Below are 24,707 nucleotides of genomic sequence, written 5' to 3' on the forward strand. Positions count from 1 at the left end.
TGCTTTGTTTGACGATAAGCACGCTTTGGGCATAAGTAGCGCCTTTTGTTTCTATAGTATTGGACAGATGTCCGCTTTCTTCTTGACAATGTGCATCAAAGGTGCTAGGCTCGCCCTCGAGGGGGTGGCCATGCAGCGGCAGAAAACCCTTTGGGGACTAACGGCGGTAGGGCTTTCGGGCTTGGCCTTGGCGGATGGAGTAGACGGGGCGGCCACGGCGTGGATGCTGGTGTCCACGGCCCTGGTGCTCCTCATGACCCCAGCCTTGGCCTTTTTCTACGGGGGGCTCGTGCGCTCCAAGAACGCCTTGAACACCATGATGATGAGCTTCACCGCCTTGGGCTTCGTGGGGGTGGGCTGGGCCCTTTTGGGGTATAGCCTCGCCTTCGCCGAAGGAAACCCTTGGCTTGGGGGCCTGGGCCACGCCCTTTTGCGGGGGGTGGGTCTGGAGGCCAAAGGAGAGATCCCCCACCTCCTCTTCATGGCCTTCCAGGGCACCTTCGCCATCATCACCGCCGCCCTCCTCACCGGAGGCCTGGTGGAGCGGATGCGCTTTCCCGCCCTCCTTCTCTTCCTCACCCTTTGGGGGCTCTTCGTCTACGCGCCCCTGGCGCACTGGGTCTGGGGTGGGGGGTTCCTGGGGGCTTTAGGAGCCCTGGACTTCGCCGGCGGCACCGTGGTCCACATCAATGCCGGCATCGCGGCCCTGGTGGGGGCCTTGGTCCTCGGCCCCCGCAAGGACTATGGCCGCCAGGCTATCCTGCCCCACAGCGTGCCCTTCGTCCTCCTGGGGGCGGCCCTTCTCTGGTTCGGTTGGTTCGGCTTCAACGGGGGGAGCGCCCTGGCCTCCGGGGAGGTGGCGGCCTTGGCCTTTGTGAACACCCTCCTGGCCCCAGCGGCCACCCTGGCGGTCTGGGTCCTCTTGGACCTCCTCCGCACCGGAAAGGCCACGGCGGTGGGCCTGGCTACGGCCATCGTGGTGGGCCTGGTGGCCATCACCCCGGCGGCGGGCTTCGTTTCGCCCCTTTCCGCCCTGGTCCTGGGGGCGGTTTCCGCCTTCCCCAGCTACTTCTTCCTCCTCTACCGGCCAAGGACGCGCCTAGACGACTCCCTGGACGTCTTCGGAGCCCACGGCCTCGCCGGGATTACCGGAGCCCTTCTCACCGGGCTCCTGGCGGAAAAGGCCTGGAACGGGGTGGCGGATGGCCTCCTTTTCGGCAACCCGGCCCAGCTTGGGGTCCAGGCCCTGGCGGTCCTGGCGGCGGTGGCCTACTCCGCCTTGGGCACCTTTGTCCTCCTAAAGCTCGTCGCCCTCCTCACCCCCTTGCGGGCAGGCCCCAAGGAGGAGGGCCTGGGCTTGGACGTGACCCAGCACGGGGAAGAAGCCTACGCCAGCGGCGAAGGGGCCATTCTGGTCCTCCCCGAGGCTTCCCCGCCCGCCCTCAAGCCCCTGGGAGGTGAGGCATGAAGCTCATCGTGGCCATCATCCGCCCGGAGAAGCTCGGCGAGGTCCTGGAGGCCCTCTTCCGGGCCGAGGTGCGGGGGCTTACCCTAAGCCGGGTCCAGGGCCACGGCGGGGAAACGGAAAAGGTGGAAACCTACCGCGGCACCACGGTGAAGATGGAGCTCCACGAGAAGGTGCGCCTGGAAATCGGGGTTTCCGAGCCCTTCGTCCAACCCACCGTGGAGGCCATCCTGAAGGCCGCCCGCACCGGGGAGGTGGGGGACGGCAAGGTTTTCGTGATCCCCGTGGAGAAGGTCTACCGCATCCGCACCGGGGAAGAGGACGAGGCCGCCGTCACCCCGGTACAATAGGGGTGTGACGGCGCGGCAGCGGGCCATCCTCCACCTCCTGGTGGAGGAGTACATCAAGACCAAAGCCCCGGTACCCTCGGCCAGGCTCGCCGAGGGGCTTGGGCTTTCCCCCGCCCTGGCCCGCTACGAGCTCATCGCCCTCGAGGAGATGGGCTACCTCACCAAGCCCCACGCCTCCGCCGGCCGCGTGCCCACCCGGCAGGGCTTTCGCCAATACTCCCTCTCCCTCCTCCCCCCCAAGCCCCTGCCCGAAAGCGTCCAGGAGCGCCTGGAGCGGGCCCTTTCCGGGGCCAAGGAGCCCGAGGCCTTCCTGGTGAAGGTGGCCGTGGGGCTTTCCGGCTACCCCGCCCTCCTCCGCCTCCGGCCGCGCAAGACCCCCAAGGTGCTCCAGGTCCACCTCTCTCCCCTAGGCGAGGGCACCTTGGCCGTCTTCGTCCTGGAAGGAGGGCGGGTGAAGGAGGCAAGGCTTCCCTTAGCCCTTTCCCCGGAGCGGCTTAGGGAGGCGGAGGCGGTCTTGGCGGGACCTTTTTCCGAGCTTCCCCCGCCACCCCGGGGCCTGGAAGACCTCTTCGCCCACCTCGCCCGGGCCCTGAACGCAGGGCTTTCCCTCTCCTACCGGGAAGGGCTGGCCGAGGCCCTAAAGGAGCCCGAGGCCCAAAACCCGGGCTTCTTGGAGCGCCTGGTGCAGCTCTACGAGGCCGGGGGGGAGGAGGTCCTCACCCCCCCGGGCCGGGTGGACGTGCGGGTGGGGGAGGTGGAGGGGCTTGCCCAGGTGCAGGCGGGCTTCGCCAAGGGGGAGTGGCTTGGGGAGCTCACCCTCATCGGCCCCATGCGCATGCGCTATCCCGAGGCCCTCTCCGTGGCCCTAGGCCTTACCCAGGTCTATACTGGGGTCCATGCGGGTTGAGGTAAGGCTTTTCGCCCTTTACCGGGAGCAGGCGGGGCAAGACCGCTTTCCCTTGGACCTCCCGGAAGGAGCCCGGGTGAAGGAGGCCAAGGAGGCCGTGGAGCGGCTCTTCCCCGGCCTTTCCCTCTCCGGGGGCATGGCAGCGGTGAACCAGGAGCTGGCCGGGGCGGAAACCCCCTTGAAGGAGGGGGACGAGGTGGCCTTCTTGCCCCCGGTGTCTGGGGGGCAGGACTCGTTTGGCCTCACGGAAGGCCCCTTGGACCTAAAGGCCCTGGTGGACTGGGCCACAGCCCCCGAGTACGGGGCGGTGGTGAGCTTCCTCGGCACCACCCGGAGCCCCAACCGGGGGGAGGCGGTGGCCTATTTGGAGTACGAGGCCTACCCCGAAATGGCGGAAAAGGCCATGGCCCAGGTCATCGCCGAGATGCGGGCCCGCTGGCCCCTAGGCCGGGTAGCCCTCTGGCACCGCCTGGGCCGGGTGGACCCGGGGGAGGCCTCCATCGCCATCGTGGTCTCGGCCCGGCACCGCAAGGAGGCCTTCGCCGCCTGCGCCTACGCCATAGATCGGGTGAAGCAGATCCTCCCCGTTTGGAAAAAGGAGTACCGCCCGGACGGGAGCTTCTGGGTGGAGGGCTTCGCCCCAGAGGAACACCGGCTTTGACCTCCTTCACCTTCCTGGCTGGCCTCCTCCTCCTCGTCCTCTTCGCCCTGCCCCTCCTCCTGGGCTTCCTGGCAGGGAGGGCTTTCCGGGAAGGAAGGGGCCGGGTGGGGCTTGGGCTTCTCCTCTTTGGCGGCTTCCTGGGCCTTCTGGCGCGGCCCAGGCCCTTGGGGTTCCTCCTCCTTCTCCTAGGGGTCCTCCTGGGCTATGGCCGGCTTCGCTGAAGCCTCGGGGCGAGGTATAATGCGGGGATGACCGAAGGGGTCCTCCGCCCCATCCTGGATTTGCCCCCAGAAGAGCTTCCGGGCGAGGGGTTTCGCAAGGCGCAGATCGCCCACTGGCTCTACGCCCGGGGGGTGCGGGACTTCGCCGAGATGACCGACCTGCCCAAAGCCCTGCGGGAAGCCTTGGCCCAGGCGTGGCGCATCTCGGAGTTCTCCCTGGTGGAGGCCTACCCGAGCAAGGACGGGAGCGTCAAGTATCTCTTCACCCTCCTGGACGGCAAGAAGACCGAGGCGGTCTACATGCCCTACCCCAACCGCAAGACCGTCTGCCTTTCCAGCATGGTGGGCTGCCCCGCCGGGTGCACCTTCTGCGCCACCGGGGCCTTGGGCTTTGGCCGCAACCTCACCGCGGCGGAAATTCTGGACCAACTCCTCGCCATCGCCCACCACCAGGGCATCTCCCCCCGGGAGATCCGCAACGTGGTCCTCATGGGTATGGGGGAACCCCTCTTAAACCTCGCCCAGGTCCTGAAGGCGGTGCGGGTCATGCTCCACCCCAAAGGCCTCGCCATGAGCCCGAGGCGCATCACCCTCTCCACCGTGGGCATCCCCCGGGGGATTTACCGCCTGGCGGAGGAGGACCTGGGAATACGGCTCGCCCTCTCCCTCCACGCCCCCGACGACGAGACGCGGCGGAAGATCATCCCCACGGCCCACCGCTACCCCATAGCCGAGATCATGGAGGCGGTGCGCCACTACTACGCCAAGACCAAGCGGCGGGTGACCTTTGAATACACCCTTCTTAAGGGCATCAACGACCACCCCTGGCAGGCGCGGCTTCTGGCCAGGCTCCTCAAGGGAATCAGCGCCCACGTGAACCTCATCCCCTTTAACCCCTGGGAAGGGGCCCCGGTGGGGGGAACGCCCAAGCCCGGGATTTTGGCCTTCGCCGAGGAACTCCGGCGCCTAGGGGTGCCCACCTCCATCCGCTTCAGCCGGGGGCAGGACGTGGGGGCGGCCTGCGGGCAGCTCGCCCTCAAAGCCCCCAAGCCCCTTACCTTTAAACTCCTTCCAGAAGGCGCCGGGCAATGACCAGCTTGAGAATCACGCTCGTCCCCTCCCCGATGCGGGTCAGGCGGGCGTCCCGCCAGTAGCGTTCCACGGGGTAGTCCTTGATGTAGCCGTAGCCCCCAAGAACCTGGATGGCCTCGTCGCAGGCCCGCACCGCCACCTCGCTGGCGAAGAGCTTGGCCTGGGCGGCCTCGAGGGCAAAGGGCCGCCCTGCATCCTTGAGGGCCGCCGCCTTGAGGTAGAGAAGCCGCGCCGCCTCCAGCTCCGTGGCCGCCTCCGCCAGCTTGAAGGAAACCCCCTCGTACTCGGCGATGGGCCGGCCGAAGGCCTCCCGCTCCTTGGCGTACCTTAGGGCGTAGTCCAAGGCGGCCCGCCCCAAACCCACGGCCATGGCGGCGATGCCAATCCGCCCCCCGTCCAGGACCCGGAGGACATCGTAAAAGCCCTTCCCCCTTTCCCCTAAAAGCCCCTCCTTGGGCACGAACAAGTCCTCCAAGAGGAGTTGCGCCGTGTCCGAGGCGTTTAGGCCGAGCTTCTCCTCCTTGCGCCCTACCCTTAGGCCCTTCTCGGGGCGGAAGAAGGCGAAGGCGGAAATGCCTAGGTGCTTCCTCTCCGGGCTTGGAGCGGGGTCGGTGCGGGCCATGACCACGTAAACCCCGGCCACGCTCCCCTGGGTGATGAACTGCTTGGTGCCGTTCAGGACAAAGCCCCCTTCCACCTCCTCCGCCCGGGTCTTCAGGGCCGCCGCATCCGAGCCCGAGCCGGGCTCGGTGAGGCCCCAGGCCCCCAAGAGCTCCCCCGAGGCCAGCTTGGGGAGGAAGGTTTCCTTCTGCCTTTCGTCCCCCGCCAGGAGGATGTGCCCGGTGGCCAAGGAGTTGTGGCTCGCCACGGTAAGGGCCAGGGAGCCATCGTAGTAGGCGATCTCCTCCACCATGCGGGCGAAGAGGCGCGTGGAAAGCCCCGCCCCCCCGTAAGCCTCGGGCACCACCGCCCCGAAGACGCCGAAGGCCGCCATCTTCCGCACCAGGTCCCAGGGGAAAGCCCCCGTGCGGTCCCTTTCCGCCGCCCCCGGGGCCACCTCCGCCTTCAAGAACTCCCGGAAAGGCCCTAGGACCTGCCGCTCCTCCCCCGTTTCCTCAAACCAGAGCTCCATGTTGGGCCAAGTATATCACTTTCTTGCGAAGTGGCAAAAAGGCGTAAGACCACGAAGGGGTGCTAGAGTTTTCCTCGTGCTCCTCCTCTTGGGCCCCACGGACGTGGGCAAGACCACCCTGGCCCATAGGCTCCTAGAGAAGCTCAAGGAGGCCTATCTCCTGGACCTGGACCCGGGGCAAGGGGCCTTGCCGGGCACCTTCACCCTCTTCCGCTACCGGGAAGGCGCCCTCACCCCGGTGCGCCGCTACCTCCTGGGGGCCACCTCCCCCGCCGGGCTCACGGCCCGGGCGGTGGTGGGGGCCTTACGCCTAGCCCGCCTCATCCCGAGGGGGAGCCCGGCGGTGGCGGACACGGACGGCCTTTTGGACCCGGAGTTCCGCCTCCTTCAGGCGGAGGCCTTGAGCCCGGCGGAGATCCTCATCCTGGGTTCGGAGGCGCTTTTCCAAGCCTTCGCCTGGCGCCGGGACCTCAAGGCGCGCCCCGTGCCCCCCTTGCCCGAGGCCAGGCGGAAAAGCCCTAAGTTGCGGCGGCAAAACCGCCTGGAGCGCCTCCTTGCCCACTTCCAGGAGGCGAGGCCCAGGGTCCTCCCCCTTTCCCATCCCCCGGAGCCGGAAAGGCTTTACGGCCTCCTGGACCCCGAGGGGTTTTTCCTGGGCTATGGGCGGCTTCTGGCCTACGCCCCGGGCGAAGGGCTCTTCCTTACCCCCGCCCAGGGCGAGGTGGCCCAGGTGGTGCCCACCCGGCTAAGCCTTTCCCTCAGCGCACTACCAGGTTGAGGATCCTCCCCGGCACGTAGATCTCCTTCACCACCTGCTTGCCCTCCAGGTGGGCCTGGACGTTGGGGACCTTCTTGGCCTCCGCCAGGGCCATCTCCAGGGGGGCGTCCTTGGGGATCCGGATGGTGCCCCGCACCCTGCCGTTCACCTGCACCGCCACCTCCACCACGTCCTTCTCCAAGGCGCTTTCGTCCAGCTCGGGCCAGCCCGCCTCAAAGAGGCTATCGGGCCAGAAGCGGTGCCAAAGCTCCTCGGCGATGTGGGGGGCGAAGGGGAAGAGCATCTGCAGGTAGTAGCGGATGGCGGTGCGGTAGACCGGGGTCACGGGCCGCTTGCGGCGGTACTCGTAAAGGGCGTTGAGGAACTCCATGAGGGCGGCGATAGCGGTGTTGAAGCGAAGGGCCTCGAGGTCCTGCGTCACCTTCTTCAGGGTTTCGTGGAGCTTCCCGTAAAGCGCCTTGTCCTCCCCCTCCAGGTCCTCCTTCTGGAACTTCCCCGTGGTATGGAGAAGGGCCTCCTGGTCCTCCACCACCCGCCGCCACACCCGGTTCAGGAAGCGCCAGGCCCCCTGCACCCCCTCCTCGGTCCAGACCATCTCGTTCTCGGGCGGGGCGGCGAAGAGGATGGTGATGCGGGCGATGTCCGCCCCCTCCTCCTTCACGAAGGGCCCCACCATGACCCCGTTGCCCTTGGACTTGCTCATCACCGCGGGCTTCCAGAGGTGGAGGGTGCCGTCCTCGTGGGGCCTGAGCTCGGCCCCCATCTTCCTCACGTCCTCCAGGGAAAGCTCGTTTTCCCCAATCTCCAGCTGGATGCGGGTGGGCTCGGGGAGGCGCACCCGCTCCCCCTCCACCTCCACGGGCCCGAAGTCTGTCCAGGCCATGACCATGCCCTGGGTGAAGAGGCCCTGGAAGGGCTCCTCCACCCCCACCATGCCCAGGTCATGGAGGAACTTGGTGAAGAAGCGGCTGTAGAGAAGGTGCAAAACGGCGTGCTCCACCCCGCCGATGTACTGGTCCACCGGCATCCAGAAATCCGCCTTCTCCCGGGCGAAGGGGAGGCGCTCGTTCTTGGGGTCGGTGTAGCGGAGGTAGTACCAGGAGCTGTCAAAGAAGGTGTCCATGGTGTCGGTGTCCCGCTTGGCGGGGCCGCCGCACTTGGGGCAGGAGGTCTCGTAGAACTCGGGGTGGGCCTCCAAGGGGCTTTTCCCCTTGGGGCGGATGTCCTCCACGTCCTTGAGGTCGGGGAGGAGGACGGGAAGCTCCTCCTCGGGCACCGGCACCACGCCGCAGGTGGGGCAGTGGACCATGGGGATGGGGGTGCCCCAGTAGCGCTGGCGGCTGATGAGCCAGTCCCGCAGGCGGTAGGTGATGCGGGCCCTACCCAGGCCCTTTTCCTCCAGCCAGGCGATGACCTTCCGCTTGCCCTCCTCGCTTTCCGTGCCGTCAAAGGGGCCGGAGTTCACCATGATGCCCGGCTCCTCGTAGGCCCCCTCCAGGGGCTCGGGAAGGGGCTCGCCGGGGCGTTCAATCACCTTCCTGATGGGGAGGCCGTACTTTTTGGCGAACTCGTAGTCCCGGCTGTCGTGGGCGGGCACGGCCATGATGGCCCCGGTGCCGTAGCCGTAGAGCACGTAGTCGGCGGTCCAGATGGGGATCCGCTCCCCAGTGGCGGGGTTTAGGGCATAGGCCCCCAGGAAAACCCCCGTCTTCTCCCGCCCTTCCGCCTGGCGCTCAATCTCCGTCTTGCGCTTGGCCGCCTCCACGTAGGCCAAGACCTCCTCCCGGCGCTCGGGGGCGGCGAGCTCCAGGGCCAAGGGGTGCTCGGGGGCCAGGACCATGAAGGTGGCCCCGAAAAGAGTGTCGGGGCGGGTGGTGAAGACGGTGATCCTCTCCTCCCGGCCCTCCACGGGGAAGTGGATCTCCGCCCCTTCCGAGCGGCCGATCCAGGCCCGTTGCATGGCCTTCACCTTCTCGGGCCAGTCCAGGCCCTCGAGGTCCCGAAGGAGCCGGTCGGCGTAGGCGGTGATGCGCAGGTACCACTGCTCCAGCTCCCGCTTCTCCACCAAGGTGTCCTCGTGCCGCCAGCAACGCCCCTCCACCACCTGCTCGTTGGCGAGAACCGTCTGGCACTTGGGGCACCAGTTCACGAGGCCCTTGGCCCGGTAGGCCAGGCCCTTCTCCCACATCTTGATGAAGATCCACTGGTTCCAGCGGTAGTAGTCGGGCTCGCAGGTGGTCACCTCCCGGTCCCAGTCGTAGAGGATGCCCATGAGCTCCAGGCTTTCCTTGGCCTGGCGGATGTTCTGGTAGGTCCAGTCCCGGGGGTGGACGCCGAACTTCAAGGCGGCGTTCTCCGCCGGCAGGCCGAAGGCGTCCCAGCCCATGGGGTGGAGGACCTCGTAGCCCTGCACCCGGCGGAAGCGGGCGAGGACGTCCCCCATGGTGTAGTTCTTCAGGTGGCCCATGTGCAGGTCCCCGGAGGGGTAGGGGAACATGACGAGGACGTACTGCTTGCCCCGCTTCCCCGGCACCTCCTTGGCCTTCATGAAGCCCTTCTCTTTCCAGAAGCGTTGCCACTTGGGCTCTATGGCGTGGGGGTTGTACTTCTCCATCTTCGCCTCCTCAAAAAAACCCTTCCCCCGCAGGGAAGGGACGGCCAGGCCCCTTCCCTTTAGGGGGCTAGCCTGGCCGGACGCATGAGTCCATCCTACCCCTTTTTGCACCTTGGAGAAAAGGCGCTAGTCCTCGAGGGCCCGGGCCACCAAGGCCCCCAGGAGGAGGGAGAGGAGGACCAGGTAAAGCCCGAGGAGGGCCAGGACGAACCCCGCCAGGGGCCCGTAGAGGAGCTCGTACTGGGAGCGGGGAAGGAGCTTGGGAAGCCCAAGCCGCACCCCCTCAAAGAGGAGGGCCGCCATCCCGGCCCCGGCGCTTAAGGGGAGGAGGTCCCGTAGCCCCCGAACCCCGCGGAAAAAGGCGTAGGTGAGGAGGAAGAGGAAGAAGGCGGAAAAGAGGGGCAGAAGGACCTCCAAAGGCCCAAGAAGGCCCCGCCAAGCCGGGGGCAGGTAGCGGAGGATAAAGCCCAGGGCCAGACCCAGGAGGGAGAGGAGGATGAGGGCGAGGCCCAGGAGAAAAGGCATGAAAAGCCCTAAAAGCCGGTGGCGCACCCCGGGGGGGCGGCCGAAGACGAGGCCCAAGGCGTAGCTAAGGGCGGCGAAGAAGTTGCTCCCGGACCAGAGGAAGAGGAGGCCGCTTCCCAGGGTGAGGGGAAAGGCGCTTTGCGAAAGGAAGCGGAGGAGGTCCTCTGCGAGTTCGGGCCGGGCGGGGAAAAGGGCCAGGGTGAGCCCCCCTAAGGCCTCCTGGAGCTCCTTTTGCCAAAGGGGGTTTCCCGCCAGCAGGAGGCCGAAAACCCCCACCAAGAGGAAAAGAAGGGGCATGAGGGAGAGAAGGGCGTAGTAGGCGAGGGCGGCGGCGAAGAAGGGAACGTGGGCCTCGGTGTAAAGGTCAAAAACCCTTCGCAGCAACGCCTACTTCCTCTCCTGCCCCTCCCCCAGGGCCACCCATTTCAAGGCGGTGAGCTCCAGGGGACCCATGGGGCCGTAGGCGTGGAGCTTGGAGGTGCTGATGCCGATCTCCGCCCCCAGGCCCAGCTCAAAGCCGTCGTTGAAGCGGGTGGAGGCGTTCCAGAGAACCAAGGAGGCGTCCACCTCCTCCAGGAAGCGCCAGGCCGCCTTGGGGTCCTCCGTGCAGATGGCCTCCGTGTGCCGGGAGCCGTGGCGGGCGATGTGGGCCAAGGCCTCCTCCAGGCCCGAAACCACCTTGACCCGGAGCACGAGGTCCAGGTACTCCCGGTCCCATTCCTCCTCCCCTGCGGGCACCGCCTCCTTTAGAAGGGGAAGGGCCCGGGGACAGGCCCTAAGCTCCACCCCCTTTTCCCGCATGGCCCCCTCCAGAAGGGGCAGGAAAGCCTCCGCCACCTTCTCGTGGACCAAGACGGCCTCGAGGGCGTTGCACACCGCCGGGCGCTGGGTCTTGCCGTTCAGGGCCAGACGGAGGGCCATGGAAAGGTCCGCCTTCTCGTCCACATAGAGGTGGTTCACCCCCTTGGCGTGGGCCAGGACGGGCACCCGGGCCTCCTTCTGCACCAAGCGGATGAGCTCCTCCCCGCCCCGGGGGATGAGGAGGTCCAGAAGCTCCAAGCGGCACATCTCCAGGATGGCCTCCCGGTCCGTGGTGGGGACCAGGAGGACCGCCTCCTCCGGAAGCCCCGCCTCCCTCAGGGCCTCGTGCCATAGGCCCACCAGGGCCTGGTTGGAGCGGAAGGCCTCCTTGCCGCCCCTGAGGAGCATGGCGTTCCCCGCTTTCAGGGCCACGGCCACCGCCTCCACCGTGGCCCCGGGGCGCGCCTCGTAGATGAAGCCGATGAGGCCCAAAGGCACCCGCATCCGGCCCACCCGGAGGCCACTCGGCCGCTTGCTCAAGCCCTCAATCCGCCCCAAGGGGTCGGGAAGGGCGGCGATCTGCCTCAAGCCCTCGGTGAGGGTCTTGAGGTCCTTCTCCTTTAGGGCGAGCCGGTCCAGCTTGGCCTTGGGAAGCCCCGCCCTTTCCGCCTCCTCCAGGTCCATCCGGTTGGCCGTCAGCACCTCCGGCCAGCGCTCGGAAAGAAGCGCCGCCATGCGCAAAAGGGCCTCGTCCCGCCTCCCCTTGGCGATGAGGGGAAGCTTGGCCTTGGCCCGCTCCGCCAAATCCCTTAGACCCAGCGCCGTCATGCCTCCTCCTTTAGGGCCAGGTGGTCCCGGTGGACCACCTCCTCCGTGTAGCGGTAGCCCAAGATGGCCTCAATCTCTGCGCTTTTCCGCCCCTGGATGCGGGCGATCTCCTCGGCGGCATAGTTGGCAAGGCCCACCCCCACCTCCTCTCCCGTTTCGGCGAGGAGGCGCACCGCCTCCCCCCGGCCAAACCGCCCCCGCACCTCCTTGACCCCGGCGGGGAGGAGGCTTGCCCCCCTTTCCCGCAGGGCCCGCACCGCCCCTTGGTCCAAGACGAGCTCCCCCTTGGGGCGCACAAGGCCATAGAGCCAGGCCCGCTCCCCCCGGTAGCGCCTCTGGGCGTGGAAGTAGGTGCCGATGGGCACCCCCTCCAAGGCCTCCAAGAGGACCGAGGGCCGCCTCCCGGGCAGAAGCAGGGTGGGGATGCCCACCCGCCCCGCAAGCCGGGCGGCGAGGAGCTTGGAGCGCATGCCGCCGCTTCCCAAGGGGTTCCCTTCCCCGGCGTGCCGCAGGGCGGAGGCAGGGTCTTTGACCTCGAGGATGGGCCTCGCTTCAGGGTTTTTCTTGGGGTCTTCCTCGTAAAGCGCGTCCACGTCGGAAAGGAGGAGGAGTAGCCCCGCCTCCACCAAGGCCGCCACCCGGGCGGAAAGCTGGTCGTTGTCCCCGAAGCGGATCTCCTGGAAGGCCACGGTGTCGTTCTCGTTGATGATGGGAATGGCCCCTAGCTCCAAAAGGGCCTTCAGGGTGGCCTTGGCGCTCAGGTAGCGCTCCCTCGAGGCCAAATCCTCCGCCGTCAGGAGCACCTGGGCCACGGGAACCCCCTGAAAAGCCTCCCGCCAAACGGCCATGAGGAGGGGCTGGCCGATGGCGGCCAAGGCCTGCTTCAGGGGCATGTCCTCCGGGCGGGGAAGCCCCGTGGCCGCCATGCCCGCCGCCACCGCCCCCGAGGACACCAAAACCACCTCCCGCCCCGCCGCCTTCAGGGCCAGGACCTGGCGGGCAATCTCGGCCATGGCCTCCCGGTCCAACCCCCTAGGCCCGGCCAGGACCGCACTCCCCACCTTGACCACCAACCTTTTGGCGGAAAGCCCAGGCCGCATTAAGGTCCAGGATAGCACCCTCTCACCTAAGCGCCCTAGCCCTCTGCTAAGGTGCGGATTATGGCCCAGTTTGCTCTCCTCCTCGCCTTGGGCCTCGCTGTCTCCCTTGTTTCCTGCCAACAGCAAGCCCAAAACCAGCCTCCTTCCTTCACCCTCTCCGACCCCAACCCCGCAAGCCTCACCATCCCCCAAGGGGGGAGCGGGACCACCCAGGTCACCCTCACCCCCACGAACGGCTTCACGGGGGCCGTCAGCCTCTCCCTGGTGGACCGCAACACCCATAACCCCGTGCCCGGCATCACCCTCACCCCTCCCTCCGTTAGCCTCGCCGGCTCCCCCGTCACCCAGACCCTCACCGTCTCCGTGGGAAGCGGCGTGGCCCCGGGCACCTACCCCCTCAAGCTCCGCGCGGTCAGCGGCAACATCACCCAAGAGAAAAACCTGGACGTCACCGTGAGCTCGCCGCCTAGCGAGGATTTCACTCTCACGCTAGAAAGCTCAGCGCTCTCCGTCCCCCAAGGGGGCACGGCTTACGTGCGCCTTGTGGTTTCGGGTACGTATCCAGGCTCTATAGACCTAAGCCTCGTGGATGCCAATAAAAATCCCTTCTCGGGGGTGACCCTCTCCCCCACCTCCACCCCCGTGCCCTCGGCGCCCAACCTCGAGCTCAAAGCTTCCCCTTCCTTATCCCCGGGTACCTACAACCTCTATGTTCGGGGCACCGGAGGAAGCCTTACCCGCGAGGTATCCCTGACCCTCAGCGTAACCCCAGCCTCGGCGAACGCCAATCTTTTCATTGAGAAGGCCGAGTGGGGCCAAACCGTGCTTAAGGAAAATCTGCGCTTGGTAGCTGGGAAACCCGCCCTCCTCAGGGTGCACCTGGTGGCAAGCCCATCCTCTGTGTCTTTAACCACGCCGATTGGGGGCGCTGTCTATGTGAACAACACCTTCCAGGGGAACCTGGCCTTCTCCTGCCCAAACCCCATCCCCACCCGCGCCACGCAGGGCGACCTATCCTCCACCTGCAACGCCACCCTGCCCGCTTCCTGGGTGGCCCCGGGGCTTCGGGTGGAGCTCCGGGTGGACCCCGCCAACCAGGTTCCCGAAACCAACGAAAGCGACAACCTCCGCGTGCTCACGCCCGCAGTGGGCGCAGGCACCACCCTGTACCTCACCGTGGTGCCCGTGGTGCACCAGGGACAGACCGCCTCGGTACCCGACTTCCCAGAAACCCTTTGGCGCGTGTGGCCCTTGAAGGACATAAGCTTCACCATCCGGACCCCTTACACCTTCTCCGGAACCCTAAGCGCCAGCAACGGGAACACCTGGGCCCAATTGCTGGTTGAGCTCCGCATCTTGCGCCAAACAGATGGCAGCGGGCGGTACTACTACGGCTTTGTGCGGGTTACCTACACCTCGGGCATTGCGGGGATCGGGTACATCGGCTACCCGGTGGCGGTGGGTTGGGATTACGCCTCCTCTGCGCCCGTGGTCATGGCCCACGAGCTGGGGCACAACTTCGGGCGGGAACACGCCCCTTGCGGTACCTCCGGCGACCCCAACTACCCTTATCCGGGGGGAAAAATCGGCACCTGGGGCTATGACCTCGCCACGGGAACCCTCCGCGACCCCAACGAGCGCTACGACCTCATGAGCTACTGCGGGCCCCAATGGGTTTCCGATTACACCTATGAGGGGGCCCAGGGCTTTTTGGAGGCCACGCCCCCCCGTCCGCAAAGCCTCCCTGAAGAAGGGCTCTTCTTCACCGGTCGCATAGAAAACGGCGCACTGGTCTTCAACCCCCCGCTTCTCCTTAAGGCAAACCCTGAAGGAGAACCCTCCCCCTATCGCTTGAGGGTGGACGGCCTAGAGCTACCGGTGTATGTCCTCCGGGATTCGGAAGGGACCCTCCACTTCCAAGCCAAGGCGCCCGTGGCCCGCTACACCCGGGTGGGCCTCTACCTGGAAGGGAACCTTTTGGGGGAACTCGTGGCTTCCCTGCTTCCCCAAGCCGAACCGCGGGTAGAAGCCCAAGAGGAGGGAGGGTTCCTCTGGGTTCGGGTCCAGGGGGCCAAGAGCTTCGCGGTTTTCCACGTGGCCGATGACGGCACCCGCACCGCCCTCACCCTCTTCCACCCCGCCGGGGAAGCCCGCCTGGCCCTTGAGGGCCTACCCCCAGGAGGCCACTTTGAGGTCCAGTTCACGGACGGCCTAAGCGTCCGGGTCGTGCGTCTCCCTCGCTAGGAAGCGCCCATCGCGGTAGACCACCCACCCTTCCCGCTTAAGCCGGATTAACAGACCAAAAAGCGTGACCTTACGCAAGTTGGGATGAAGATTTTTTAGGGTAAAATAAAGTTCGTCCAAGGAGTGAGGCTCCCGAAGCAAGGCCAGAAGATGGGCTTCTAGTACCTTGCGCACCAAAGCCATTATGCTGCTAGCCACAAGCCACTGGCCAGAGCCTGAGGAAGGCTGCTCTCCCCACGCTTTCTGGGCTGGATGCGAGGGCTTCCTCTCAAAGCAGGGCCGTACCCTAAGACCTCGCTGCCTTACGGGGTCCTGTGACAGGTGTTTCCAAGGCCCAAGCGATGGGCATTGCGCTCGCATCAAACCATTTGTTAGGCGAGTCCAGCCAAGGGCTTGACCGTGCCCTGACCTGGCCCGGGCTAGACTGAAAGCGTGGCCACGGTGCTCCTGGTGGAGGACGAACGGGCGGTGCGGCTTGGGGTCCGCCTGGCCCTGGAGCGGGCCGGGCACCGGGTACTGGAGGCGGAAAACGCCCACGAGGCCTGGCCCCTCCTTCAGGAGGCGGAAGCGGTGATCCTGGACTGGATGCTTCCCGATGAGCCCGGGATCAAGCTCCTGGAAAGGATGCGCCAAGGCGCCTTCGCCGAGCTTCCCGTCCTCCTCCTCACCGCCCGCGCCGAGGTGCGGGACCGGGTGGAGGGCCTAAGCCGGGGGGCGGACGACTACCTGGCCAAGCCCTTCGCCACGGAGGAGCTTCTCGCCCGCCTCGAGGCCCTCCTGCGCCGGGCGGGGAAGCCCAAGCGCTTGAAGCGGGGCCCCCTTCTCCTGGACCTAGAGCGCATGGAGGCGAGCCTGGAGGGGAAACCCCTTCCCCTCACCCGGCGGGAGTTCGCCCTTTTGGCCTACTTGGCCCAGCATCCGGGCCGGGTCTACACCCGGGAAGCGCTCTTGGAGGCCGTCTGGGGTCCAGACTACTTTGGCACCCCCAGGACCGTGGACCAGCACATCCTGCAGCTACGGGAAAAGCTGGGCGAGGACCCCAAAGCCCCCCGCTTTTTGGAAACGGTACGGGGGCTTGGGTACCGCTTCAAGGAGGTGGGGTGAAGGAGTTTTGGGCCGCCTGGGAGGAGGCCTTGGAAGGCCTCGTCCTGCACCGGGAAAGGCAGGTGGTCTACCTCAACCCCAAGGCGGAGGAGCTTTTGCAGGTGCGCCGGGAAAAGGTGGTGGGCCGCCCCCTCCTCCTCGCCCTACGGGACCACCGCCTGGAAGCCTTAGCCCTCCACGGGGGGGAAAGGCACCTAGAGGTGCGGGGCCGCCTCCTGAAGGCCAAGGCCCTCCCGGGAAGGCTCTACCTCTTGGACGAAACGGAGGTGAAGGGAAGGCTAGAGGCCCTCGAGGAGGCCACCCTTACCCTGGCCCACGAGCTCAGGACCCCCCTGGCGGGGATGGGGCCCCTCCTGGAGGCCCTCACGCCCAGAACCAAGCAGGAAAAGGAGGTCCTGGACCTCCTCAAAGGGGAGGTGGCCCGCCTCGCCCGCCTGGCGCAAAGCCTTTCCTTCACCCAGCCCGGGCCTAAACGCACCTTTCCCCTTCAGGAGCTCTGGCCCCGCCTGGAAAGGCTTCTCCAGGAGAAGCTCCAGGGAAGGCGCGTGGAGGTCCACCTCCCCCACACCGCCCACACCGACCCCGACGCCCTCTTCCAGATCCTCTTAAACCTCCTGGAAAACGCCCTCAAGTACGGCCAAGACCCCATCCGCCTCCTTTCGCACCTAGAGGCGGACCGCCTCCACCTGGAGGTGCGGGATGCGGGCCCACCCCTCCCCGACTACGAAACCCTCTTCCTCCCGGGGCGCCGGGGGTTCCAGGGGGGCCTGGGGCAAGGGCTTGGCCTTTACCTGGTGCGCCGCCTGGCTCGAGGCCTCGGAGGAGAGGCCTACGCAAGGCGGGAAGGGGAAGAGAACGTTTTCGGCGTCCACCTTCCCCTAGACTGAAGCGAGGAGGAACCCATGCGGGAAGCCCTAGACCGAGCGCTCAACCAGCTTCTGGAAGAAACCTTGAGGATGCTCTCCTTGGTGCGGGAGATGACCCAGGAAGCCACCGAGGCCCTGGTCCAGCAGGACGCCGCCCGGGCCCAGGCGGTCATCGCCAAGGACAAAGAGGTGGACGAGCTGGAGCTCAAGATTGAAAACCAGGCCATCGCCGTCATCGCCCGCCACCAGCCCGTGGCCACGGACCTCAGGCTGATCTTCACCATCATTAAGGCCCTCACCGACCTGGAACGGGCGGGGGACTACGCCATGCACGTGGCGGAAGACGCCCTTCTCCTGAGCAAAGAGCCCCCCTTGAAGCGCTACGTGACCCTGCCGGAGATGGGCAGGCGCCTTTTGGAGATGATGGACACCCTGGGCAGGAGCGTGGCCGAGCGGGACACCGCTTTGGCCCGCAAGGTCCTGGAACTGGACGACCAGGTGGACGGGCTCTACGAGGAGGTAACCCGGGAGCTCATCACCTACATGATGGAAGACCCTCGGACCATCACCAAGGCCCTCACCCTCATGCGGGTGGCCCGCAGCTACGAGCGGCTTGGGGACCATTTGGAGAACGTGGCGGAGCGGGTCATCTACTGGCTCACGGGGGAGGTCTACAAGGCCCCGGAGGACGTTTACTAACATGGCCCGCACCCAAGACCCAGAGGCGGTGCTGGGAGCCATCGCCCTTTGGCCCGAGCCCGACCGCTCCTTGGCCCTCCGCCTCCACGCCCTCGTCCAGGAAGCGGCCCCCCACCTCACCCTGCGGCTTTGGTACGGCATGCCGGCCTACGCCCTCAAGGACAAGGTGGTCTGCTTCTTCCAGCCCGCCCACCGCTTCCAGACCCGCTACGCCACCTTGGGCTTCACCGACCAGGCCCGGTTGGACCAGGGCAAGATGTGGCCCGTGGCCTTCGCCCTAAAGGAACTGGGCCTCGAGGAGGAGGCCCAGGTCCGAGCCCTCCTGCGCCGAGCCGTGGGCTAATCCGCCTCCACCTCCTCCGCCGTCTGGCGGCGGCCCGCCTTCCACTCAAGCCCCGCCCAGATGAAGTCCAAGAGGTCCCCGTCCAGGACGTTTTGCGGGTCAAAGCGCATGAGCCCCGTGCGGTGGTCCTTCACGTACTGCTTGTCCAAGACGTAGCTTCGGATCTGGCTTCCCCACTCAATGGGCCGCACCTCGCCCTTCAGCTTCCTTAGCTCCTCCTGCTTCTTCTTCCACTCCAGCTCAAAAAGCCGGGAGCGGAGGACCTTCATGGCCAGCTCCTTGTTCTTGATCTGGCTCCGGGTGGCCTGGCAGGTGACGGTGATCCCCGTGGGCAGGTGGACGATGCGCACCGCTGAGTCCGTGGTGTTCACCCCTTGGCCCCCGTGGCCTTGGGAGCGGAAGACGTCAATGCGCAGGTCCTCGGGGCGGATCACCACCTCCACCGTCTCGTCCACCTCCGGCATCACCTCCACCCCGGCGAAGGAGGTGTGGCGGCGGCCCGAGGCGTCAAAGGGGGAGGGGCGCACCAGGCGGTGGACCCCCGCCTCGGGGGAAAAAAGGCCGTAGGCGTTTTCCCCCTTGACCAGGATCTGGGCGTAGTCAATCCCCGCCTCCGCCCCCGGCACGAGGTCCACCACCTCCACCTGGAAGCCCTGGCGCTCGGCGAAGCGGGTGTACATCCTTAAGAGCATCTCCGCCCAGTCGCAGGCCTCCGTGCCCCCTGCCCCGGGCTGGATGGTGAGGATGGCGTTCTTCTCGGCGTGGGGGAAGGCGAGGAGGGTTTCGTGGTAGAGCTCCTCTAGCTTCCTGGCCGCTTCCTCCAGCTCGGGCCTCAGGGCCTCCCGCTCCTCGGCAGGAAACTCCTCCCAAAGCTCCAGGAGGCCCTGGAGGTCGCTTTCCAGGTTGCGGAAGGTGTCCACCACCCGCCGATGGCGGGCCGCCTCCTGGCTTACCCGCCGGGCTTCTTCCGGGTTCTGCCAAAGGGTGGGGTCCTCGAGGCGCTGGTCTAGCTCTTTCAGTCGGGCTTCCTTCCCGGGGATGTCAAAGATACCCCCGGAGGCTCTCTAGGCGTTTGGCGAGGAGGTCCAGGTCCATACCGCTTTCAGTATAGCGCAAAGCCTCCTCTTGATACTACCTCGCGCAACCTTTATTATAAAGAAACGGGAGGTGGTAGCGTGGCGTTCAAGGAGCTCGCGCAAGCGCTTCGCCAGGACTACCCCCAGGGGCTTCCCGGGGAGCGGGATGCTTTGGTGACCCTTCTCGTCCAGCGGGGCTACCCCCACGCCGAGGCGGCGCACCTGGCCCAGGCCCTCGAGGCCCAAGGCTACGCCCACTTCCTCCCCGGAGCCAGGAGCCGCTGGTTCTTCACGGAAAAGCCCCTGAACCTCCAGGCCCTGATGCGGGCCTTGGACCAGGAGTACCGGGAGTTCGTGGGCGAAGGGGACGAGGAGGAAGAGGCCCTCGCCTTTCTCGCCGCCCAGGTGGAAGGGGACCGGGCGGTGGCCCGGGAGGTGCTGGAGGCCCTCCGCCTTGCGGGCTACGTGGAAAGCGCCTACAGCCCCGAGCTAGAAAGGAACCGGCTCTTCTTCCGGTTCCCCGAAGCCTTAAGGGTTTGGGGCTAGTCCGCCGCCTGGGCCAAAGCCATCTCCGCCACGCCCACCCGGGCCCCCAGGGCCTTTAGGCGCTCCTCCAGGTGCTCGTACCCCCGCTCCAGGAAGTAGACCCCTTCAATCTCCGTAACCCCTTCTGCGCTCAGGGCCGCCACCACCAAAGCCCCGCCAGCCCGGATGTCCAGGGCCTTCACCTGGGCCCCGTGGAGGCGCCGGCCATTTACCAAGAGCGTCCGGTCCCTTAGGTAAAGCTCTGCCCCCATGCGCGCCAGCTCCCCCACGTGGGTGAAGCGGTCGGGGTAAACCCGGTCGCTCACGGCGCTTTGCCCGGGCACCGTGGCCAGGTAGGCGGTCACGATGGGTTGCAGGTCCGTGGGGAAACCGGGGTACTCCCGGGCCTCCACGGAAAAGGGCGAAGGCTCCGGGGTAGCGGCGAAGCGGATCCAGTCCTGCCCCACCTCCAAATGGTGCCCAGCCTGACGGAGCTTGTCCAAAAGAGCGTCCAGGTGGTCGGGGCGCACTTCCCGCAGGGTGATGGACCCCCGGGTAGCCGCCGCCGCCAGGAGGTAGGTGCCGGCCTCTATGCGGTCCGGGATGATGCGGTAGCGCCCTCCCTTAAGGCGGCTTGCCCCTTTGACGTGCAGGATAGCGCTCCCCAGGCCCCTCACCTCCACCCCTAGCATGGAGAGGAAACGCCCGAGGTCCTCTATCTCCGGTTCCATGGCCGCCTGGACCAAGGTGGCCTCGCCGCCTAGGGCCACGGCCAGCATGGCTTGCTCCGTCCCCCCCACCGTGGGCAGGTCAAAGACCACCCGCCCCGAGAGGGGGCGGAGGCGCCGGGCGTAGAAGGTCCCCTCCTCCTCCACCACCTCGGCCCCCAAGGCCCGGAGGGCCTTCACGTGCTGGTCCACGGGGCGGGCGCCAAAGGCACACCCTCCGGGCAAGGAAATCCTCCCCTCCCCTGCCCGGGCCACGAGGGCGCCCCAGACGATGAAACTCGCCCGCATCTGCCCCACCAGCTCGTAAGGGGCGTGGATGTTCCGGATCTCGGGGGTATGGAGGTGCAGGGTGCGCCCTTCCCACTCGTAATGGGTCCCCAGGTGGGCGAGGAGCTCCAGCATCACCTCCACGTCCCGAAGCCTGGGCACCTCCACCAGGGTGACGGGCTCTGGGGTGAGGAGGCTTGCCGCCAGGATGGGCAAAGCGGCATTCTTGGCGGGGTAGACCCGCAACTCCCCGGACAGAGGGGAGCCCCCTTCAATCCGCAGCATCCTGCTCCTCCCCGTGTCCGTGAGCATCATACTCACCTTACTCAAGGAGAGGATATACAGGAAAATACCCATTGTCAAGGGGATGCGGTTTTTGCTACACTACCCGCCAAGGAGCGGTATGCCCAAGAAGGAGAAAAAACGGCTGCAGGTGGTCATTTCCGAGGAGCAGGACGCCCTCTTGACCCGGGCGGCCTACGCCCTTTCCAGCCCCGAGCGCCTGGTTTCCAAGTCGGAGGTGGTGCGCCTGGCCATCGCCAAAATCGTCCAAGAGCTGGAGGAGGGCAAGGAGGAGTTGGCCGAGCTCCTGAAGCGCCTGGAACCCGAGGAAGAAACCCCCTAAAATGACCCGGATGCTCCTGGCCGGGCGGTACCGCCTCGAGGCCCCCCTGGGCTCCGGGGGCATGGCCGAGGTCTGGCAAGCCCTGGACGAGCGCTTGGGGCGCAGGGTGGCGGTCAAGCTCCTCCACCCCCGCGCTCTGCCCCCTGAGCGGGAGCGGTTTCTCCTGGAGGTACGGGCCCTTTCCCGTCTCTTCCACCCCGGCATCGTCCAGGTCCTGGACCTAGGGGAGGAAGAGGGGCGGCCCTACTTCGTCATGGAGCTGGTGGAAGGGGGAACCTTTGACCGCCTGGGCCCCTTTGAGGAGGGGCCGGAAGGGGACCGGATCCTCCTGGCGGCGGCCCAGGTCATGGAGGCCCTGGCCCACCTGCACGCCCAGGGCATCCTCCACCGGGACCTCACCCCCAAGAACATCCTCCTCACCAAGGAAGGCCAGCCCAAGGTGATGGACTTCGGCCTCGCCTACCTCCTCCAGGAAAGCCGCCACCTGACCCGCACGGGCTATACCCTGGGCACCCCCACGTACATGGCCCCGGAGCAGGCTAAGGGCCTCCCCCTCACCCCCAAGGCCGACCTTTACAGCCTGGGGGCGGTCCTCTATCGCACCCTCACGGGCCGCCCCCCCTTTGAAGGGGAAAACGACCAAGCGGTGCTCTACCAGCACGTGTACGAGGAACCCAAGGCCCCGGAGGCCCTCAACCCCGCCATCCCCAAGGGGGTGGGGCAGGCGGTCCTGGGCCTTTTGGCCAAGCATCCCGAGGAGCGCCCCGCCCACCCTGACCTCTTTTATAGCGCCCTGAGGGAGTTCCAGGCCCTGCGCCTAGCCACGCCCCGGGCGGGTGCCAGCCGCTCCGGCCACTACCCCCTGGCTCCGGACCCCCGGCGGCTTGCCCTCAAGGGAAAGCTGGACCTAGGGGGCGAGGCCGCCTGGCCGGGAGAGATGGTCCACGCCGGGGGCAGGGTGTACCTGGGGGTGGGGCGGGGCTTGGTGGAGGTGGACCTCCTCACGGGAGAGGTGCGCCGGGAAGCCCTCCCCGAAGAGGTCACCGCCCCCCCGGTGGTGCGGGGAGGGGTCTACGTGGGGAGCTGGGACGGGAAGGTACGCCGCTTCCGCGGCCGCCACCTGGAGTGGAGCCTGGAAACCGGGGCGGAGGTCACCGCCGCCCCTTTGGTCCTGGGCGAGCGGGTCTACGCCGCAAGCCGCGACGGCACCCTGTACGCCTTTCACAAGGACGCCCCCCTTTTCCGCTTCCGGGCCGGGGGGCACCTTTCCGCAAGCCCCACCTTCTACCGGGGCCTCCTCTTCGTGGGCTCGGAGGACGGCTGGCTCTACGCCCTGGACCCGGACACGGGAGCCCTCCGCTACAAGGTGCGCACGGGCCCCATCCACGCCCCGGTGGCGGCGGGGCGCGGGCTCCTTTTCATCCCCACTTGGGAAGGGGAGGTCTACGCCTTTGACCCCTTGAGCCGGGAAACCCTCTGGAATGCGGCGGTGGAGGGGGAGATCTGGGGAGGCCTCGCCCTGGACGGGGAGCGGGTTTACGTGGCCGCCTGGGATGGGGTCCTCCGGGCCTTGGACGCCGCCACGGGGGAGGAGGTGTGGAGCCTCGAGGTGGGCAAGGTGACGGCGGGGCTTTCCTACGCCTCAGGGCACGTCTTTTTGGCCACGGAGGAGGGCCGCTTCCTGGCGGTGGACCGCCGGGGCCAGGTGGTCTTTGAGGCCACGGGCCTGGGGGCGGTGCAGGTGCCCCCTCTTCCCTTGCCGGGAGAGGTGCTGGTGGCGAGCCTTTCCGGCAAGCTCTACCGCTTCGCCGTAGGATAGGGGCATGGAGGCCATCCACACCGAAGGAGCACCCCAGGCCATCGGTCCCTACAGCCAAGCGGTGCGGGCTTTGGGCTTGGTGTTTGTTTCCGGCCAGATCCCCCTTACCCCCGAGGGCACCCTGGTGGAGGGGGACATCCGCACGCAGACCGAGCGGGTGATGGAAAACCTGAAGGCCATCCTCGAGGCGGCGGGCTCGGGGCTTAGCCGGGTGGTCCAGACCACCTGTTTCCTGGCGGACATGGAGGACTTCCCCGGCTTCAACGAGGTCTACGCCCGCTACTTCGCTCCCCCCTACCCCGCCCGGGCCACGGTGGCGGTCAAGGCCCTGCCCCGGGGGGTACGGGTGGAGGTGGCCTGCGTGGCCCTGGCGGAATGATACGCCCCTGCAAAAAAGCGTAGAATAGCGCCATGGCGCAGGAAGCCCACCTGGAGGATCTGGAAAGCCGCTTTCGTGCGGGGGACGTGCGGGCCTTGGCCCGGGCCCTCACCCTGGTGGAGGCCGGCCACCCCTTGGGCCAGGCCCTCCTCAAGCGGGTGCGGGGCCAAGGGAGGGCCAAGGTGGTGGGCGTCACGGGAAGCCCGGGGGCGGGCAAGAGCACCCTCACCGACCGCCTCATCCTCGAGGCCCGCAAGCGGGGCGAAAGAGTAGGGGTGCTGGCGGTGGACCCCAGCAGCCCCTTCACCGGGGGGGCCATCCTGGGGGACCGGATCCGCATGATGCGCCACCACCAAGACCCTGGGGTCTATATCCGCTCCTTGGCCTCCCGGGGCGCCCTAGGAGGGCTCGCCGGGGCCACGGTGGCCGCCCTAGCCCTCCTGGAGGCCTTCGGCTTTGACCGCATCTTCGTGGAGACCGTGGGGGTGGGCCAAAGCGAGGTGGACATCGCCCGGGTGGCGGACACCACCCTCCTCGTCCTCACCCCGGCGGCGGGGGATGCGGTGCAGGCCTTCAAGGCGGGGGTCATGGAGATCGCCGATATTTTCGCCGTGAACAAGTTTGACCTGCCGGGCGGGGAAAGGCTCATCCAGGAGCTCAAAAGCGCCCTGGAGCTTTCGCCCCCCCGGCCCGGGGGTTGGCGCCCCCCCATTTACCCCACGGTGGCGGCCACGGGGGAGGGGGTGGAGGCGCTTTTTGCGGGGCTGGAAGCCCACCACCACCACCTCGAGGCCCATAGCCTCCTGGAAGACCACCGCCTGGAGCGGGCCCGGTTTGAGGTGGAAAGCGTCATTCAGGAATGGGGCCGCCGCCGTACCCAGAAGGCCGGGGAGCTTGTGCGGCGCGTGGCCCAAGGCGAGCTCTCCCCGGAGGAGGCCGCCTTCGTCCTCCTGGACCCTAAGGCCCAGCCCGCTTAGCCCCTCCGGTAGCGCAAAAGGGCCTTGCGCAACATCTCCCGCTCGTTGGGGTAGGAAAGCCGGTTCAAGGCTTCCGCCACCGGCAGGAAGTAAGCGGCCTCCACCTCGGAAAGCTGGGGCCTAGGCTCCCCGCCCCGGTAGGCCATGAGGAAGTAGTGGACCTCCTTGCTCACCGTCACCGGGACCTCCCCATCCTTCACCGTGAAGTAGTAGCGCACCTTCCCCAAGGGGGAGAGCACCGCCGCCTCCACCCCGGTTTCCTCCCGCACCTCCCGCACGGCGGTTTCAGGGTAACGCTCCCCCGGCTCCACCTGGCCCTTGGGAAGGGTGACTACCTTCCCCCCCTTTAAGGACACCACCAGGACCTCGGGAGGATCCCCTCGGAGGACCACCCCCCCGGCGGAAACCACCCGCTTCCTGGCTGTCCGCACCTGCCGTTTCCTACGCAAGACCCTGCTCCTCGGCAACAAAAAAGGGCGCCCGAAGGCGCCCCCAAGGATCGGAAAAGGGGAGAGCAGAGGCCGGTTACTCCTTAGAAAGGAGGTGATCCAGCCGCACCTTCCGGTACAGCTACCTTGTTA

At 67.1% G+C, this 24,707-nt stretch carries 25 protein-coding genes; 17 read left to right on the plus strand and 8 right to left on the minus strand.

From position 1 onward, the window contains the following. Positions 1-130 precede the first annotated feature (130 nt). The 6 genes from L0C60_RS10170 to rlmN are packed head-to-tail and all read left to right on the plus strand — an operon-like array spanning position 131 to position 4,696. Positions 131-1,468: an ammonium transporter gene (locus tag L0C60_RS10170; protein ID WP_243092727.1), complete on the plus strand. Its 1,338-nt coding sequence runs from the start codon at positions 131-133 to the stop codon at positions 1,466-1,468. After that, positions 1,465-1,815, plus strand: a complete 351-nt coding sequence (locus L0C60_RS10175) for a P-II family nitrogen regulator (RefSeq protein WP_234506761.1) — start codon at positions 1,465-1,467, stop codon at positions 1,813-1,815. The genes L0C60_RS10170 and L0C60_RS10175 overlap by 4 nt, the downstream gene beginning before the upstream one ends. A 4-nt stretch (positions 1,816-1,819) precedes the next feature. Beyond that, positions 1,820-2,722, plus strand: a complete 903-nt coding sequence (locus L0C60_RS10180; RefSeq protein ID WP_243092724.1) for an HrcA family transcriptional regulator — start codon at positions 1,820-1,822, stop codon at positions 2,720-2,722. Beyond that, entirely contained in the window at positions 2,712-3,383 is a 672-nt protein-coding gene (locus L0C60_RS10185) for a molybdenum cofactor biosynthesis protein (RefSeq protein ID WP_071676974.1), read from the plus strand. The genes L0C60_RS10180 and L0C60_RS10185 overlap by 11 nt, the downstream gene beginning before the upstream one ends. Next, a complete protein-coding gene (locus L0C60_RS10190; protein ID WP_071676975.1) occupies positions 3,380-3,604 on the plus strand; it encodes a hypothetical protein in 225 nt (74 codons plus the stop codon). Before L0C60_RS10185 ends, L0C60_RS10190 begins: the two co-directional genes overlap by 4 nt. Positions 3,605-3,631: 27 nt before the next feature. Continuing rightward, on the plus strand, positions 3,632-4,696 hold the full coding sequence (gene rlmN, locus L0C60_RS10195; RefSeq protein WP_071676976.1) for a dual-specificity RNA methyltransferase RlmN: 1,065 nt from the start codon (positions 3,632-3,634) through the stop codon (positions 4,694-4,696). Here rlmN and L0C60_RS10200 read toward each other — a convergent pair. Continuing rightward, positions 4,665-5,828 carry an acyl-CoA dehydrogenase family protein gene (locus L0C60_RS10200; protein ID WP_243092725.1) on the minus strand — a complete coding sequence of 388 codons (1,164 nt, stop codon included), beginning with the start codon at positions 5,826-5,828 and terminating at the stop codon, positions 4,665-4,667. The two genes, rlmN and L0C60_RS10200, sit on opposite strands and share 32 nt — an antisense overlap. A gap of 76 nt (positions 5,829-5,904) precedes the next feature. Between L0C60_RS10200 and L0C60_RS10205 the strand changes: the two genes are divergently transcribed. Beyond that, entirely contained in the window at positions 5,905-6,606 is a 702-nt protein-coding gene (locus tag L0C60_RS10205) for a Clp1/GlmU family protein (protein WP_243092726.1), read from the plus strand. Here L0C60_RS10205 and leuS read toward each other — a convergent pair. The 4 genes from leuS to proB all read right to left on the minus strand — a co-directional run bounded on the left by leuS (position 6,587) and on the right by proB (position 12,474). Next, a complete protein-coding gene (gene leuS / locus L0C60_RS10210) occupies positions 6,587-9,220 on the minus strand; it encodes a leucine--tRNA ligase (protein WP_234506776.1) in 2,634 nt (877 codons plus the stop codon). The two genes, L0C60_RS10205 and leuS, sit on opposite strands and share 20 nt — an antisense overlap. A 126-nt stretch (positions 9,221-9,346) precedes the next feature. Continuing rightward, complete coding sequence (locus L0C60_RS10215) at positions 9,347-10,129, minus strand: YhjD/YihY/BrkB family envelope integrity protein (RefSeq protein ID WP_234506778.1); 783 nt, start codon at positions 10,127-10,129, stop codon at positions 9,347-9,349. Positions 10,130-10,132: 3 nt separating this feature from the next. Then, complete coding sequence (locus L0C60_RS10220; RefSeq protein WP_234506780.1) at positions 10,133-11,374, minus strand: glutamate-5-semialdehyde dehydrogenase; 1,242 nt, start codon at positions 11,372-11,374, stop codon at positions 10,133-10,135. Continuing rightward, positions 11,371-12,474, minus strand: coding sequence for a glutamate 5-kinase (gene proB, locus L0C60_RS10225; RefSeq protein WP_234506782.1), 1,104 nt, complete (start codon positions 12,472-12,474; stop codon positions 11,371-11,373). The genes L0C60_RS10220 and proB overlap by 4 nt, the downstream gene beginning before the upstream one ends. A 60-nt stretch (positions 12,475-12,534) precedes the next feature. Here proB and L0C60_RS10230 point away from each other — a divergent pair, with 60 nt between their 5' ends. The 5 genes from L0C60_RS10230 (at position 12,535) to L0C60_RS10255 (ending at position 17,730) form a co-directional block, all read left to right on the plus strand. Continuing rightward, on the plus strand, positions 12,535-14,718 hold the full coding sequence (locus L0C60_RS10230; RefSeq protein WP_234506784.1) for a M66 family metalloprotease: 2,184 nt from the start codon (positions 12,535-12,537) through the stop codon (positions 14,716-14,718). A 432-nt stretch (positions 14,719-15,150) separates the two neighbouring features. Continuing rightward, entirely contained in the window at positions 15,151-15,822 is a 672-nt protein-coding gene (locus tag L0C60_RS10240) for a response regulator transcription factor (RefSeq protein WP_234506786.1), read from the plus strand. After that, on the plus strand, positions 15,819-16,709 hold the full coding sequence (locus L0C60_RS10245) for a sensor histidine kinase (protein WP_234506788.1): 891 nt from the start codon (positions 15,819-15,821) through the stop codon (positions 16,707-16,709). Before L0C60_RS10240 ends, L0C60_RS10245 begins: the two co-directional genes overlap by 4 nt. 15 nt (positions 16,710-16,724) lie before the next feature. After that, on the plus strand, positions 16,725-17,387 hold the full coding sequence (phoU, locus tag L0C60_RS10250) for a phosphate signaling complex protein PhoU (protein ID WP_234506790.1): 663 nt from the start codon (positions 16,725-16,727) through the stop codon (positions 17,385-17,387). A 1-nt stretch (position 17,388) separates the two neighbouring features. After that, positions 17,389-17,730, plus strand: a complete 342-nt coding sequence (locus L0C60_RS10255; protein WP_234506792.1) for an iron chaperone — start codon at positions 17,389-17,391, stop codon at positions 17,728-17,730. Here the strand turns inward: L0C60_RS10255 and prfB are convergent. Continuing rightward, positions 17,727-18,825 (minus strand): peptide chain release factor 2 gene (gene prfB / locus L0C60_RS10260; protein ID WP_234506794.1). Its coding sequence is split into 2 segments (ribosomal slippage): positions 17,727-18,773 and positions 18,775-18,825, totalling 1,098 coding nucleotides; the frame shifts between segments, so codons are not numbered across the junction. The two genes, L0C60_RS10255 and prfB, sit on opposite strands and share 4 nt — an antisense overlap. Before the next feature lie 80 nt (positions 18,826-18,905). Between prfB and L0C60_RS10265 the strand changes: the two genes are divergently transcribed. Continuing rightward, entirely contained in the window at positions 18,906-19,352 is a 447-nt protein-coding gene (locus L0C60_RS10265) for a hypothetical protein (RefSeq protein WP_234506796.1), read from the plus strand. Here the strand turns inward: L0C60_RS10265 and murA are convergent. Beyond that, on the minus strand, positions 19,349-20,641 hold the full coding sequence (gene murA / locus L0C60_RS10270) for a UDP-N-acetylglucosamine 1-carboxyvinyltransferase (RefSeq protein ID WP_234506798.1): 1,293 nt from the start codon (positions 20,639-20,641) through the stop codon (positions 19,349-19,351). The two genes, L0C60_RS10265 and murA, sit on opposite strands and share 4 nt — an antisense overlap. Positions 20,642-20,729: 88 nt before the next feature. Between murA and L0C60_RS10275 the strand changes: the two genes are divergently transcribed. From L0C60_RS10275 to meaB, 4 genes are read left to right on the plus strand one after another with little or no spacing between them, the layout of a single operon-like run. Further along, entirely contained in the window at positions 20,730-20,951 is a 222-nt protein-coding gene (locus L0C60_RS10275; RefSeq protein ID WP_039459667.1) for a hypothetical protein, read from the plus strand. A 1-nt stretch (position 20,952) separates the two neighbouring features. Beyond that, positions 20,953-22,770, plus strand: a complete 1,818-nt coding sequence (locus L0C60_RS10280) for a protein kinase domain-containing protein (RefSeq protein ID WP_234506800.1) — start codon at positions 20,953-20,955, stop codon at positions 22,768-22,770. A gap of 4 nt (positions 22,771-22,774) precedes the next feature. Further along, positions 22,775-23,149, plus strand: a complete 375-nt coding sequence (locus tag L0C60_RS10285; RefSeq protein ID WP_234506803.1) for a RidA family protein — start codon at positions 22,775-22,777, stop codon at positions 23,147-23,149. 32 nt (positions 23,150-23,181) lie between these two features. Next, a complete protein-coding gene (meaB, locus tag L0C60_RS10290; protein WP_234506805.1) occupies positions 23,182-24,126 on the plus strand; it encodes a methylmalonyl Co-A mutase-associated GTPase MeaB in 945 nt (314 codons plus the stop codon). On the opposite strand, the gene L0C60_RS10295 is transcribed toward meaB, so the two are convergent. Beyond that, on the minus strand, positions 24,123-24,575 hold the full coding sequence (locus tag L0C60_RS10295; protein ID WP_234506807.1) for an NUDIX hydrolase: 453 nt from the start codon (positions 24,573-24,575) through the stop codon (positions 24,123-24,125). The two genes, meaB and L0C60_RS10295, sit on opposite strands and share 4 nt — an antisense overlap. Positions 24,576-24,707: the final 132 nt, after the last annotated feature.

The organism is Thermus hydrothermalis, from assembly GCF_022760925.1.
GTDB lineage: Bacteria > Deinococcota > Deinococci > Deinococcales > Thermaceae > Thermus > Thermus hydrothermalis.